11 protein-coding genes are annotated in these 15325 nt (G+C 41.3%); 6 read left to right on the forward strand and 5 right to left on the reverse strand.

The window, feature by feature from the left end; translation table 11 throughout:
- The first annotated feature begins 88 nt into the window (after positions 1–88).
- On the forward strand, positions 89–1858 hold the full coding sequence (locus LZG71_RS13555) for an ABC transporter ATP-binding protein (RefSeq protein ID WP_233821164.1): 1770 nt from the start codon (positions 89–91) through the stop codon (positions 1856–1858).
- A 39-nt stretch (positions 1859–1897) separates the two neighbouring features.
- On the opposite strand, the gene LZG71_RS13560 is transcribed toward LZG71_RS13555, so the two are convergent.
- Complete coding sequence (locus LZG71_RS13560) at positions 1898–3499, reverse strand: Na+/H+ antiporter (protein WP_233821165.1); 1602 nt, start codon at positions 3497–3499, stop codon at positions 1898–1900.
- Between the two features lie 256 nt (positions 3500–3755).
- On the opposite strand from LZG71_RS13560, the gene LZG71_RS13565 reads away from it, so the two are divergent.
- The 3 genes from LZG71_RS13565 (at position 3756) to LZG71_RS13575 (ending at position 7054) form a co-directional block, all read left to right on the forward strand.
- Positions 3756–4946, forward strand: coding sequence for an acetylxylan esterase (locus LZG71_RS13565; RefSeq protein ID WP_233821166.1), 1191 nt, complete (start codon positions 3756–3758; stop codon positions 4944–4946).
- A gap of 78 nt (positions 4947–5024) precedes the next feature.
- Positions 5025–5705 carry a response regulator transcription factor gene (locus LZG71_RS13570; RefSeq protein ID WP_233821167.1) on the forward strand — a complete coding sequence of 227 codons (681 nt, stop codon included), beginning with the start codon at positions 5025–5027 and terminating at the stop codon, positions 5703–5705.
- On the forward strand, positions 5702–7054 hold the full coding sequence (locus LZG71_RS13575) for a HAMP domain-containing sensor histidine kinase (RefSeq protein WP_233821168.1): 1353 nt from the start codon (positions 5702–5704) through the stop codon (positions 7052–7054). Before LZG71_RS13570 ends, LZG71_RS13575 begins: the two co-directional genes overlap by 4 nt.
- A 29-nt stretch (positions 7055–7083) precedes the next feature.
- Here the strand turns inward: LZG71_RS13575 and LZG71_RS13580 are convergent, their stop codons facing one another.
- The 4 genes from LZG71_RS13580 to LZG71_RS13595 form a co-directional block, all read right to left on the reverse strand.
- On the reverse strand, positions 7084–7635 hold the full coding sequence (locus tag LZG71_RS13580; protein WP_233821169.1) for a CPBP family intramembrane glutamic endopeptidase: 552 nt from the start codon (positions 7633–7635) through the stop codon (positions 7084–7086).
- A gap of 113 nt (positions 7636–7748) precedes the next feature.
- Complete coding sequence (locus LZG71_RS13585; protein WP_233821170.1) at positions 7749–11345, reverse strand: M1 family aminopeptidase; 3597 nt, start codon at positions 11343–11345, stop codon at positions 7749–7751.
- Positions 11346–11384: 39 nt separating this feature from the next.
- Positions 11385–12290, reverse strand: coding sequence for an ABC transporter ATP-binding protein (locus tag LZG71_RS13590; RefSeq protein WP_233821171.1), 906 nt, complete (start codon positions 12288–12290; stop codon positions 11385–11387).
- A 352-nt stretch (positions 12291–12642) separates the two neighbouring features.
- Positions 12643–13182: a DUF3267 domain-containing protein gene (locus LZG71_RS13595; RefSeq protein ID WP_233821172.1), complete on the reverse strand. Its 540-nt coding sequence runs from the start codon at positions 13180–13182 to the stop codon at positions 12643–12645.
- A gap of 157 nt (positions 13183–13339) precedes the next feature.
- On the opposite strand from LZG71_RS13595, the gene LZG71_RS13600 reads away from it, so the two are divergent.
- Positions 13340–14098, forward strand: a complete 759-nt coding sequence (locus LZG71_RS13600; protein ID WP_233821173.1) for a LytTR family DNA-binding domain-containing protein — start codon at positions 13340–13342, stop codon at positions 14096–14098.
- A 4-nt stretch (positions 14099–14102) separates the two neighbouring features.
- Positions 14103–15266, forward strand: a complete 1164-nt coding sequence (locus LZG71_RS13605) for a sensor histidine kinase (RefSeq protein WP_233821174.1) — start codon at positions 14103–14105, stop codon at positions 15264–15266.
- Positions 15267–15325: the final 59 nt, after the last annotated feature.

A 15325-nucleotide genomic window follows, 5' to 3' on the forward strand; every position in this document is an offset into this window, starting at 1 on the left:
GAATATTTTAATATCAAATCATTAAGACCCGACTACCAACATCAATCCATTCACCGTTTATTTATCTTTGCAGCCTGAAACCGATTTCATGCGTAATCCATATATCTCTTTATTGTCAACCGCCTGGCGTTACGCCAGAAGCCAGCGCAAGCAGTATCTCCTCGTTTACGGTCTGTTTATTTTTGCCAATATTGTTCTTGCTTTACATCCACTCCTACTCGGCTGGCTCATTCAATCGATTCAGAGTGATCCAGAGGCTATCCTTGATAACGTTTGGCTTTATGCAGCAGGATATTTCTCCCTGACTTTGGGAGAATGGGCATTTCATGGCCCGGCGAGGGTAATGGAACGTAAGCTGGCTTTTGATCTAAGCAGGAATTTCCTGGATGAAATGTATCATCAGGCTTTACATTTGCCGACCAAATGGCATCAGGATCACCACAGCGGTTCGACGATCAACCGCATCAGGAAAGCCTACGAAGCACTGCGTGACTTCTTCCAGAATGGTTTTATGTTCCTTCATGCTTTTGCCAAATTCGTTTTTTCTTTCCTGGCTATTGTCTGGTTTTCCCCAGTTTACGGAAGTATTGGTATTGTGATAGGCATCATTACGATGAGAATTATATTTCTGTTCGACAAACCTTTCATCAAAGCCCTGGACGAAACCAATGAAAGGGAACATGTTGTCTCATCGACCTTGTTTGACAGTCTGTCTAACATCATCACTGTGATTACGCTTCGACTGGAAAAACGCATGAAAGCTGGTCTCATGCAAAAGATCGCGGAAGTCTTCCCGCCATTTCGCAAAACAGTGATCATCAATGAATGGAAATGGTTTGTTGCCAGCATCTGCATATCCATCATTTATGTAGTGGTCACGGTAGGTTATATCTATCAAAACCGAATTCCGGGTGAGGTTTTTCTCGTCGGCGGATTGGTTACCCTGCTTGGTTACGTCAATCAGTTCACCAGCGTTTTTCAGGATGTTGCATGGCAGTACACGGAAATCATCCGATACAATACCGAAGTGCAAACTGCAAGAAGTATAAGTGAAGCTTATCATCATCAGCACATTCCCGAGGCCACAGTGCCCCTTCCTGAAAACTGGAAAGAAATACAGATTTCGAATCTTAACTTCTCTCACGGGCAAACTTATAGCAAACAATCGGCCTCGCATAGTCTGCACGGACTGCATATCAGGATTAAACGGGGAGAGCGCATCGCACTGATCGGAGAAAGTGGTAGCGGGAAAAGTACACTTTTGGCCATTATCCGGGGTTTGTATCAGCCTGAAAAAGAGGTTAAAGTGACGGTGGACGGTAGCACAGAAGCGCACATGGGAATGCTGGCAGACACCGTTACCCTATTCCCTCAGGATCCGGAGATTTTTGAAAATACCATTTTGTATAACATTACACTTGGTCTTCCTTTCAGCCAGGAAGAAATTATGGACGTCTGTGAAACCGCTCATTTTTCTGATGTGCTTACCAAACTGCCAAACCACCTGGAATCCAATATTCAGGAAAAGGGAGTGAATTTATCGGGCGGACAAAAACAGAGACTGGCACTCGCCAGAGGTGTACTGGCGGCAAGGTCGAGCGACATTGTTCTGCTTGATGAACCCACCAGCAGTGTTGACCCCAAAACAGAATCACTGATTTACGATAAAATGTTCGCCCAGTTTCAGGGTAAAGCGGTAGTCTCCACATTACACCGACTACATCTTTTGTCCAAATTCGATTACGTCTACGTTTTGCAAAACGGCCATGTGATGGACGAAGGAACATTTATATCGCTGAAACAAAATAGTGATGTCTTCCAGGAATTATGGAAACATCAGGAGAATCTAAAAAGTTGAATTTCCAACACACTGTTCAGTTACAGAAAATAATCCGTTTTACTGCTTTCTCAACCTCGCTTCTTCAAGATCCAGGTTGTGTTCCATATCTCGGATGATGCCATCGTCGTACTTCTTTTCCAGTACAATTTTAGCAAGACCATTCCGCCGTTGTTCCACCAGTTCAAGCATGATATCGCGATACAACTGCCGAACAGAACCTAATGCAAGTTTACTGTCTTCGGCAGCAGCCTTTTCAGTAGCTTTTATACTCCTGAGCAACTGCTCTTTTACCCTGGCGATGGTTTCGTATTCGGCCATTTCTTTTGCATAATGTTTGTCCATGTACCTCACAGACTCCTTCGCAAGCTGCAACCTGATTGCTTCCACCTGCTCCTCAACCGGCTGAAAATCATCAACTTCTTCTACTTTGAGTATTCGGAGAAATATAGGTAAAGTAAGTCCCTGAAACACCAGCGTCACCAGAATGACAACAAACGTTATGAATAAAATGAGGTTCCTGTGCGGGAATTCCTGCCCGTTTTCGAGAGTGAGCGGAATGGCCAGCGCAGAAGCCAGCGACACGACGCCCCTCATTCCGGCCCAACCAACAATGAACGGCAATTTCCAACCCGGATTTTTCTCTCTTGCACGAATACCCGGCGAAAACAAGCGCGGAACAAAAGTTGATAAATACACCATCACCACGCGAAGCACAATAACGATCACACAAATGATTAGAGCGTATTCTATGGCCTCCCATTTGGAATACCCACCAAGACTTTCAACAATGACAGGCAGCTCCAAACCGATGAGAATAAAAACAAAACCATTCAGCAAAAACCCAACCGTTTCCCATACTTCTTTGGTCTGAATCCGGGTATGGTAATTGAGGTAGTCGGCGGAACGGAATGAAAGAAACAGCCCGCCGCTCACCACAGCCAATACACCCGACCAGTGAAATTCTTCCGCTACGAGATACATCAAATATGGAGCGATGAGGGTAATGGGCGTGGTAATGCTCGATGATTTGGCGAGATAGCGTAGTACAAAATAGAGGACATGACCAATGGCGATTCCGACTACAACGCCCATCAGAGACAACACAACAAAGTCGGAAGCTGCTTTTTGAAACACAAACTGTCCAGTCAGAATCGCAGCCAGTGCAAATCGGAATACAGTAAGAGAAGCCGCATCATTCACCAGACTTTCACCTTCCAAAATAGTTAAACCACGTTTTGGCATTTTCATACCCTTTAAAACGGAAGCCGCAGCAACGGCATCGGGTGGGGAAATAATACCACCCAGCAGAAATCCCAAAGCCAATGTAAAACCTGGTATGATACTGACTGAGAAGTAGGCAATCGCGAGTGAAGTCACAAAAGTCAGCCCAAAACCTAAGGACAAAATAGACCGTTTCCATTTCCAGAAACTATTCCAGGAAGTGTACCATGCTGCCTCAAACAAAAGTGGCGGAAGGAAAATCAGAAATACAATATCGGGATCAATGCTGATGTTGGGAACTGCCGGAAAAAGCGAAATGATCAACCCGCCTATAACCAATAGAATCGGATAGGAAATTTTAAGCCTCTGACTTAACAAATACAAAAGCGCCATGGCAAAGAACAGCGCAAGAATTAATAGTAAATTTTGATGAATCATATATAAAATTGTAGCAAGCTATAAAAATAGCAAATTATCCTGTTTCGATGTGATCGGATTTTGGCAGAAATATGCACAGATTTGGCTTTCAGATAAGTAAAATTTCAGGCAACCGTTTTTTCTTAACATAGCTAAAAGTAATTAGCCATTGGTTATCAGCTCAATGTTTGCGTTAGTGCTTGTTGGTTACCACCCGATTAATATCCAGTTTCAGGTTATCCATCATTTCATATTTTACCAGTCAACACACCATCATATGAAACAATTAAGTCTTTTTATAGGTGTTATGCTTTTCTCATGTCTGGCAAGCGCTCAGAATTACGATGAGAGCAAAGTGGGTTCTTACACACTTCCTAAAATCCTTGAATCTAACAACGGATCAAAGATTAACACTGTAAAAGATTGGGAAAGTGAGCGCAGAGGCGAGATCATTTCTTTATTTGAAGAGCACGTGTATGGACAAATGCCAAAGAAATTTGAACAGATAGATTTTAAGCTCAAAAACGAAAACAAACGTGCTATGGGCGGCAAAGCACATTTGAAGGAAATAGAAATAAAGGTGACAAACAACGGTGAATCAGTATTGATCAATCTGCTTCTGTTTATACCCCTGAACCTGAAAAAGCCAGCTCCTGCATTTGTGCTCATCAACAACCGGCCTCATAGCAACACTTCGCCGACAAGAGAAACTGTCAGCGGATTCTGGCCTGCCGAAGATGTGATTGCAGCGGGTTACGCCATTGCGGCGTTTCATGTGAGTGACGCTGCGCCAGATGATAAAAATACGTATCAAAACGGCGTACTACGGCTGTATCCTGAGCAATTAAAGGCAGATAACGGCATGAAAGCTATTGGAGCATGGGCGTGGGCAGCAAGTCGGGTGATGGATTATTTTGAAACAGATAAGGACATTGATGCAAAGAAAGTTGGCATTGTGGGACATTCCAGAGGTGGTAAGGCTTCATTGTGGGCCGCGGCTCAGGATCAACGTTTTGCTATGTGTTTTACCAATAATTCGGGCAGCACCGGGGCGGCGCTCTCAAAGCGGTGGTTTGGCGAAACTGTTGCTATCATTAACAAATCCTTTCCGCACTGGTTTAACAACAATTATAAGAAATTCAACGACAATGAAAAGGAGCTCCCCGTTGATCAACACATGCTTATTGCAAGTATAGCGCCACGTCCCGTGTATGCCACCAACGCCTCCGAAGACCTTTGGGCAGACCCGACTGGTACCTTTCTGGCAATGAAAGAAGCAGAACCTGTTTATGCTTTATACCAATTAAAAAGTCGCCTGCCCGACAATCCGCCACCCTTGGACACCCCGTTTTTGAAACCTCCGCTTGGCTATCACAACCGTACTGGCAAACACGACCTCACACCCTACGACTGGAAACAATTCGTTTCGTTTGCAAATTACTATTATCAAAATCCGACAAAAAAATAGCGTCACCGTCTCCTTCCACAATGCCATTTTGGTACATTTTCCGGCATCCTTTGCTAACTTGTGCCGGATTTAAAAACTATGAAAATACTTATTGTTGAAGATGACGTACGTATCAGCAGCTTTTTGCTGAAAGGATTAACCGAGGCAGGCTATCAGGTGGAGCTGGCTAACGATGGCTATCAGGCCCGGGATCTTATTCAGGCCGAACCCTGGGATTTGTTTATTCTGGATGTAATGTTACCTGATATTGATGGCCTTCAACTGGCACAGCTTATCAGGTATAAGAAAATTACCACACCTGTATTGATGCTGAGTGCATTGGGAGAGGCAGAAGACAAAATTAAGGCACTGGATCTTGGCGCGGATGATTACCTTGTAAAGCCCTTCCATTTTTCCGAATTATTGTCCAGAATAAACGCGCTGCGCCGGAGATACGAGCTTCACTACTCCAAAGACCAGCTGCTTGAATGCGGGGATCTGATTGTAAATATGGGATCAAACCTGGTTGAGCGTGCAGGAAAGGTCGTTCAGTTATCGGCCAAGGAATTCAAACTGCTCATATACCTGCTGGAAAATAAGAATAGAATTGTGACACGGACGCAAATCCTTAGCAACGTATGGAATACAAATATTGACACTTACACCAACGTAGTGGACGTTTACATTTCCTACCTGAGAACGAAAATTGACAGCGATTTTGCTGATAAACTGATCAAAACTGTGAAAGGCCGCGGTTATATGATTACCGATACCCAATGAAGATACAGCACAAACTGACACTGAATTCCTCACTGGTTTTTGGTCTGGTTTTTACTATTTCCTCTGTCCTGATCTACCTCAACTTTATCGGATCAGCGGAGCGTATTTTCTTTGACGAACTCGCCCGCACGGCGTCGCTAACTGCAATGTTCTACCTGGAAGAAGATGAACTGAGTTCCAGTGAATACCGTGGTATCGAAAAGAAATTCCTCACAGCAACCGCTAATCAGGAGATACGGCTTTATGATAAAACAGGAAAAATCCACTACGGCGAAGCCGATCCCGACAGTAACATTACGCTTAAAATCCTGAAAACCATTCGGGCAAAAAGCCATTATAGTTTCAAAATAGGAAACTCATTTTACTACGCGATCTATTACAGGGATAATCAGGGCTCGTTCAGTGTGATTATTAAAGCCAATAATCCTACACTGGAAATTCAGGAAAAAGAATTAGTGAAAATCCTGCTCATCGCATTGCTGCTCGGCATGATTGTGATCATCACTCTAAGTTACACCTTGTCCAGAATAGCCTATTCACCGATCCGGAATATTATAGATCAGGTGAAAACGATTGATATGACTGGTCAAAAACATAAGCTCTCCTACCCTGAAACACACGACGAACTGGAAGACCTGTTTAAGGAGTTCAACACTATTCTGGAAAAAGTTTACCAGAACATTCAAATACAGAAGAATTTTATCAGCCACGCTTCCCATGAATTGAAAAGCCCGCTGGCTTCTATTGTAGGGAATCTGGAAGTTTTGTTACAGAAAGACAGACAAATTCTCGAATACAAAAATGTAAGTGCCAGTGTTTTGAATGATGCCGGACGACTGGAAAATATCCTGCAAAATCTGCTGGTGCTTTCCGGACTGGAACAGGATAAAAAAGAACCAATGCAGCCGGAACGTATCGATGAGATACTGTGGGAAGTGCTTGATCAGCTGGCTTCGGATTATTCCTCGACAAGGATTAACCTCAATTGGCAGTTGAAAGAGGAAGACTCGCAGTTACTGGAATTCAATTGTGTAAAAACGCAGATATATATGGCACTGTACAATCTGACCGAAAACGCTGCGAAATTCTCTGATTCAAAACCTGTGGATCTGATCCTGAGAAGCGATGACAACAGACTTTCACTCACCATCCGCGACCAGGGAATAGGTATTTCGGACAGCGATCTCAACCATATTTTCGAACCATTTTACAGAGGCAACAACGTAGCCGGAATCAAAGGCAACGGACTAGGAATGGCCATTGGGCACAAAATTTTGAGCAATCACGGGATTTCTGTTTTAATTAATTCAAAAAAAGGAGAAGGGACAGAGATTTTGTTGGTATTCTAAACAGATGACTTTTCGATGTTCAGTTACTGTCAGAAACCGAGCCAGTATAATTGAAGGATCATGACCGAATTGTATATCGCATGAAGTATTACTCCGTACCAAAATCCATAAATTATTCGCACATAACCCAACAAAAAACCTATAAAAGTCTGAACGGCAGTGATGACTGGTATATACAGATAATGACTCTGATCGTAATCATAATTGAACATATGAACCCAACCGAAAAGCAAGCTTGATAAATAATACATCCACCTGAAATAGGGCTTGTACCTTACATAACCTAAAAATAAACGAGAAATTGCTTCTTCAAAGATTGGTGCGGCAATGATCGCAGAAAGGACATGAAACCAAACTTTATCACCCAAGTCAATTTCAACCAGAGAATTAAATAGGTTTTGCTCCTTTAAGATTTCAACTACTTGCCATAAAATATTACCACCTAATACAGCTAAAATCCCGTAGTAAAACCCGACATCAACAAGCTTTTGTTTTCTGGAAATTTGAGGGTACTCAGGGCTTTGGGGATCTAGAATAAATCGTAGGAAGCTGATAGATAGTTGTTTGAAATGAACAAACATTACTTCAGTGTATAAATTGTTTGTGATAAATAGTTTGGTAGCAAATCGCGACAAACATCAATTTTTGGGTAACGATTTGCCACGAAAATCGCTTTCCGTGGCAAATCTTTTTTTTACTCAACCACTTTTACATTATCCTTCACGTGTCTGTCGATCAATAAATTCAGGGGATCAATGCCTGCTTTGGTTGGTTTTTCTTTCACCATCACCGTTACACTACCCTTTTCCTTGTTGATTTTGTACCGCTGATAATACAGAAGCTTGTCGTCTTTCTTCTCTCCATCTTTACCAAACACCCCAATCCAAACCCAGTCATTCAGTTTCACCGGAGTCTCATTACCAAGGCTATCCGCCCGTAGTTTCTGCGCCGAATAATCCAGAGTAACTGCATATTGTTTGCCCTGCTGTTTTACCGTAACCTTATCAGCCTTGTTATCAAAAAGCGTAATGGTTTCAAGAAGATCTGTCACCAGGTATTGCAACGAATCAGGAGTTACTTTTCGGATTTCTGTGATTAGATCTGAGGTTACAGGATAACGACCGTTTTTTTCCAGATTACCAACGTTCCATTTTTGGAGGTAGGATTTAAATGCACTGTTCAAAGTTGATTCTCCAATCTGATCTTGTAAGGCATACAGCACATGCGCTCCTTTGTAGTAATGAATATAGGCCTGTCCTTCAACTTTGTTTAATGGCTGCTCCTTTTTCCGCTCCCCGGAACGACCTCTCAAATAGCTATTTAATTCATGTTCAAGGAATTTTTGCATCTTTTCCTTAGAATAAACCTTTCCCATAACCATTAAAGCACTATATTCTGCCAGGGATTCTGATAACATAGCTCCTCCCTGCACTGACGCTTCGGTAACCTGATGTGCCCACCACTGGTGAGCCATTTCGTGAGCAGTAACATAAAATGGCACATCGATATCGTTCTTGTCATTAATATCCAGCATGAAACCCATACTTTCAGAAAAAGGTACGGTATTTGCAAATGACTGCGCATAGTCCCTATAACGGGGATATTCCATAATCCGCATCTGTTTGGACTGATAAGGGCCGTAGTTATCCTGATAATAATCCAGGCTTGCCTTCATCCCCTGCATCATTCTGTTTAAATTGTACTCGTGCCCCGGATGATAATAGATTTCAAGATTGATACCCTTATAAACTTCTTTTTTCACCAAATATCTTGCTGATACTATTGTATAGAAGTTAGCCATTGGCGCATCCATTTGGTACTTAAAATATTGCCGTTCACTACCGTTTGAATCCTTTTGTTTCCAGCTTTTGGTCAGATATCCAGGAGCAAGAGCAATCTGATCAGGAACAGTACTGACTGTAATTTCGAATTTAATTTCATCCGCATCCCCGGAAATGACGCTCTGCTTTACCGCAATTGGATCCGTCTGAGGGCGTAACCTTTCTTTTGGTTTTAATCCTTGTTCCTTGCGTTTATCATCTTCCGAAAGCTCCATACTACTTGAATAGCCAATGTGAGGGAAGAAATTATTATCTATAAATGTACCGTTAAAAACCACCGAAGGATTCGATGCGCCATTTTTAAAACCTGTGGTCTCATAATCCAGATCAAAATCCATTCTCAAACTATCTCCCGGCTGCATTGGCTTGTCCAGGCGATAAATATGATAATTAAATTTGTCGGCATACTGCTTGTCCTCCTTTGCAACTACACTAAAACTCAATCCTTTCAACTCAACATCCTCATCGGGATAAATGTGAATGTGAATATCCTTAATACTTTCAGAAGTTTTATTTTTAAGGATATAGTAACCTTTTGCAGAGAAATCTCTGGTTTCTGGCCGAAGATCCACAGCCAGACTAATTTCTGTAATTTTAGGCTGCGCCATATTTTCATATTTCTTTAAGGCAATTTCATGATTCGCGTGATCTTTCTCTTCCTCTTTCGAAATGGAGAATTTATTCAGAACATTTGTATTATAATAAACATATGCACCTGTACTCGCAAAAATTGCCAACATTGTGATGCCCAACAAAGTCAGGGATCTGGTTATCCTGTATTTTCCGGTTTTCCAGCGCAGCGTGAGTTTTTCCTCCGAACCCCTCACAGACAATACTATGGCAGCAACAAAGAGTATAATGGACAATGCGCCCCAATAACTTTTTAACCAACCATATTTTACCGCAGAATCTCCGAAACCGTTCATGTCAGAAATCGTAGCCAGGCTTCCGGAGTCAAATCTCACCATGATATGCTCCACATCCAGATACGAAAGCATATCGTTGGACATAAACACAATGATTAGTAGGGCATAACCGGCAAACTTATTGTTGACAATCACTTGAATAAAAAAACCTAGCATCATCCATATCAGCATGCTTATCAGACTCTCTCCATATAGTGTTTTAATATACACATCCCATCGTACCAGATCTGCTCCCCCAAGTATTACCTGTAATGCCACCATTATAAGAATAGCACCCGCGAACATGAGAATGAATGTCAACGCAAGGCCAAAATATTTTCCTAACAACACACTTCCCTGGCTTCTCGGAATCGCGTCATGTATGAGATCAAAATTTTTGTCCCGCTCCATCCAAACAAGATTGCCAACATAGAGTACCATGATAATGAACCCGAATACGCCTGTCAACATGCCAAGCTTATCCAGCATGAAATATGTGGTAGGTAATGACTTGGCTCCATAAAAATCTCCGGATTGAAATACAGAAAACACTGAAAAAGCTAAACCACATAATACCAAAGAGATAAAGGGAATATCCAGAACTGTGTTACGAAAGTAGAAAATGGCCATCGAAAACACATTTCTAACTTCCTGCATACCTCCAAAAACAAGGTTTGGTTTCAGTAAAGATGACTTAAAGGGTTTTTCTTCCCTATCCAGAGCTGCTTTCTTTTTAATAAAACCATCTTTAACCTGATCAAAAGTGAAAAACAAATGGGTTGCAACCAGAGCGAGCAAACCCAAGCCTAACCATACCAACCGGTTTTGCAGAAAAATTCCGCTGAATGGAATCAGAGATGCGTTTTTCTCTGCAATAGACCAGTATTGGGTTGTGTAACTTCTGGCCGCCATTCCCATTGGATCCAAAATAGCTGCAAACTCTTTGTTATCCAGCTTTCCAACCAAACTCATGGAAAGAAGATAAAGCAGCAATACCATCATGCCTTGCGTAAACACCACAATCATTCTCCTGCTCAATGCCCCTACCATGAAAAATATGCTTCCCATAATGAATGCATTGGATATCACGATAAGAACAAAAGGATTCCAGTAGGACATAGCCCGAAATGGCAATAGTTTATCGGCGTCACGCCACGGCATAAATTCACCAAGCATTAATCCTAGCGGAATGCCTGTTAATACCAATAAAAGGATTAGGAATGAGCCTAAGAATCGCCCAAAGAGATAATTAACTTTGGCGATAGGCGCTGTAAAAAATAATGCCTCGGTGCGATGTTCGAAGTCTCTGACAATAGAAACGCCCATTATGGCGGAAATAACAAATATACAAATCAGGGACATTGCACTTGTTAGGCCTGCAATCGCACTCGTTGCATTCTGCTTAATTTGTCCACCTGAAAACATTTCCACGGCGTCTGTGGCTACAAACAGAAAAGAAATCAGAAACAAAATACCAAAATATAAATACGTAGCAGGGCGCTTGCGGCGGTATTGCCACTCAAAAAGAGCTATATGTTTCCACATAATAATAGAAGTTGTCGTAAGAAAATAGGAAAATGAAAACTAAACAGCCAGTATTGCTACTTCGTGCAGTTTGGCAAAATAGACGTCTTCAAGCGTCGGCTCCACAGGTCTGAATCCGTCTGCTTCCAGTCCAATTTCACTCAAAACGTGGATTACAGGCTCTCCGGCAATCATTCGGTCGGAGATAACCGTATATTTTGTCTTGTACGTTTCCAACTCCTCGCGTGATACTTTTTTGCGCCAAACCTGTCCGGTTATTGTTTCAACGGCTTCTTCCGGATGACCTTTGTACACCACACTGCCCTTATTGATAATAGCCATATCACGGCAAAGCTCTCTAACGTCCTCCACTATATGTGTCGACAAAATCACAATTGCTTCCTCTCCCAATTCACTCAGTAAATTAAGAAAGCGGTTGCGTTCAGCCGGATCCAAACCCGCTGTTGGTTCATCCACAATAATCAGTTTGGGATTGGCAAGTAAAGCCTGAGCAATACCGAAACGCTGGCGCATACCGCCAGAATAGCCTCCTAAATCCTTCTTGCGAACATTGTAAAGATTTGTTTTATGCAGCAATGACTCCACCACTTCCTTACGTTCTTTTGCGTTGCCAATGCCTTTCAGCTGAGCAAGATGCGTAAGCAAAACCTCGGCTCCAATTTTAGGATATACACCAAAATCCTGTGGCAGATAACCCAGTATTTTACGAACTTCGTCAGCCTGAGTAAGCACATCAATTGTGTTTCCGTTTGTCAATGGCCCAATGGTAATGGAGCCCTCATCTGGTTGCTGCAAGGTTGATATCGTTCGCATCAGAGAAGATTTCCCCGCGCCATTTGGTCCCAATAAGCCAAACAGACCTTTATTGATCGTCAGAGAAATGTCATTCAGTGCTTTAACTCCGTTGTCGTAAGTTTTGGAGAGGTTTTGTATTGTTAGCTGCATGTCAGGTTTGTTTGTTTTTAGAAGTACTGCTGTAAATTAAAACTATTTTTACGTCACTAACCCAAAATTTGGGTTGAGCCAAACCAATTTAATGACAAACCCGGTTCAATTACTGACCAAGGTTTGAAAGGCGACTTCGAGAACCTGATAAAGAAAATGAATGAGACAAATGATGTTGGTAGCTATCATGGTTTCCGTGTGATTAATTGTGATTGATGCAACGAAATAAGCACACGGAAGGACGGTGCGGATTTTTTTTAGACAAGCAAGCACCTTTTTTCGACCAATAGAAGTAAAATTGCAGACGAATACACGAAATCACCAGATGAGTAAAAACATAAAATGTTATAGCTCATTCCTCACTCAAAACAATTAGTCCAATTTTATCGGGATGATCCTGAACAAGTTGGTCCCCGGGAACATGTCGCATTAACCAAAGAATAAACAGGTCGCCAAATGCTGTCAAGATGAATACGATTCCAAATGCCAAAACCCACCCATTCCCTATTAACATCGAAATGATATACGGAACAATCCCCATTACAACCAGTGGCATGACCGTTATCACCCGGTATTTTTTCGCCAAAACAGGTACTTTACTATGAAAATAAGGAGTCAAAGTTTTCCATTTGATTCCTAACTTCACATCGGTAAGACTTATACGTCCATACCAAATAGCTGTCAGGTAATGAATGAGCTCATGAATTCCTATGCCCAAAAGAAATACGCTAAGAACCCCGATCCACACCAATGCGGGTTTATCTCCGATCCCGGCTGTCTTTCCATATAGCTTTTCAAAAGGGGTTAAAAGTACGAGGTACAGGGCTATTGACACGACAAATCCATATAATTGCACCGTTCCTGATTTTTCGGTAAGCTCAATGTGTTTCATTTTTAGATGAATTAAGTTTAAAATTTACGAGTGGTTTTCTTAAATGCTGTCTTCAAAATAAGCGGATCATACCAAGGGCTTAAAACATTTTCGACTGATTAATAACTCATTTCGCTCAATAGAAGTAAAATTGCAGACGAATACACGAAATCACCAGATGAGTAAAACTATTAAATGTTTTGTAATTGATGATGAACCAGATGCCCGGGAACTCATTAAAAAATTTGCAGCAAGGGTTCCATTTCTGGAAATAGTCGGTGAGTTTGGTAATGCAGTAGACGCGTTGTTTCAGGTCCAGGTAACCAAACCTGATCTTATTTTTCTGGATGTAGAAATGCCTGAAATGACTGGCTTTGAATTCATCAGGACTTTGAATGGCCATATTCCAAAAATCATCATGGTTACTGCTTACCCTCAATACGCCATAGATGGTTTCGAGCGCCAGGTCACTGATTACCTTCTAAAACCTACATCTTTTGAGCGTTTTATGAAGGCAATGGTCAAGGTGAGTGAACAATTACACGGCCAGACAGCAATTGACAAAAATGAGAACTTATCTCAAACTGAGCCAATCAATTCGTCCCAGGTTATAAGAAAGGAAACCAATGATTTTATTCTTATCAAAGAAGATAAAAAGCTGCTACGAATCCTGCCCGGTGAAATTTTACTTGTTGAAGCCATGAAGGATTATATTAAGGTGTATTTAAAGGATCGGGTAATTGTGACGCACAGCACAATGGCAAAAATGGAAAGTGTGCTACCTGAAACGGAGTTCCTGCGTGTAAACCGTTCTTCGATTATCCGCATCAATACAATAAGGGAAATTGATGGAAATCAAATAACAACACTGGATGGGAAGAAGGTGGATATTGGGATTACGTATAGAGAGTCAGTGATGCAAAGGTTAAAAAAGTAGAGAAATGAATGAGTTATTAATGGTAAAGGGTAAATATATTGAGCACTATATCTCAAATAACAAAAGATACCACCAATTTGCTTCCCACTTTTTGCTAATAGTACTTACATGGGTTATTAGTAAATATTTTGCAGTTGGCCCCTATTTAAATGACAATCAACTGATTAATAATTATTTTTGTTTATTAGTCCTTCTTCAAACCCTATTTATTTACTATTTTTTTAGTCTTTTTGTCTTTCCGAAATTTCTATATCCGGGAAAAATAATCCCTTTTATTTTAATTTTAGCAGCTAGTTTTTTAGTACTTTATTGGAGTAACTATTTATCCATAAATGTATTATTACCATATAGCGATGCTTTTAAACCAAATGGACCAAAGGACTTATGGCTTGTAAAAATTCATACCCTTTTAATTGAAAAAGCAGGCTGGTTAGGCTGTTTCACAAGTAGCAGGGTGGCTTTTTGGCATTTCGGTTTCAGTTTTGAAATAGTAACCGTGTATTTAGCGATAAAAGCATTTCGCGATATTTTGGCTATACAGAAAAAGAATTTAACCCTCGAAAGAGATAACCTCTCCCTCGAACTAAATTTTCTAAAATCCCAAATCAACCCGCATTTTCTCTTCAATACACTGAATAGCATCTATACTCGTACCGTAGATGTGGATGAGCAAGCCTCAGATATCGTGCTAAAACTTTCCGATCTGATGCGTTACAGTCTTTATGGAGCAAATGAAGAAAAAGTCCCGTTAGAAGATGAGATGGCTTACATCCAAAATTACCTTGATCTGGAAAAGTACAGACATTCTCAAAATTTGGTCGATATTTCATTTGCTATGGATGGCACTGTAACAGGCTACAAAATCGCTCCTCTACTGCTCATATCCTTTGTGGAAAATGCTTTCAAACATGGTGTAAATCTGAGTAGAAAAGAATCTTTTGTGCACGTTTCGGCAGTAATTGAGGATAGCAAGTTATACTTCACAGTGCAAAACAGCCTTCCTGACAGCAATGAATCTGCTTCCCCAAAATCGGATTCAAAAAACGCCGGGATTGGTTTGGTAAATACGCGTAAACGATTGGAAATGATCTACCCTGATCGCCACGAAATAAATATAGTACAAACAGAACGAGAGTATGAAGTGATGTTAAGCATAGAACTCACCTGATCCTGCCAGTTTCTCAAACCATAGTAAATTTCAGCCTTCAATATGTTCGCTCACAATCC

Source organism: Dyadobacter sp. CY312, from assembly GCF_021390535.1.
Taxonomy (GTDB): Bacteria; Bacteroidota; Bacteroidia; order Cytophagales; family Spirosomataceae; genus Dyadobacter.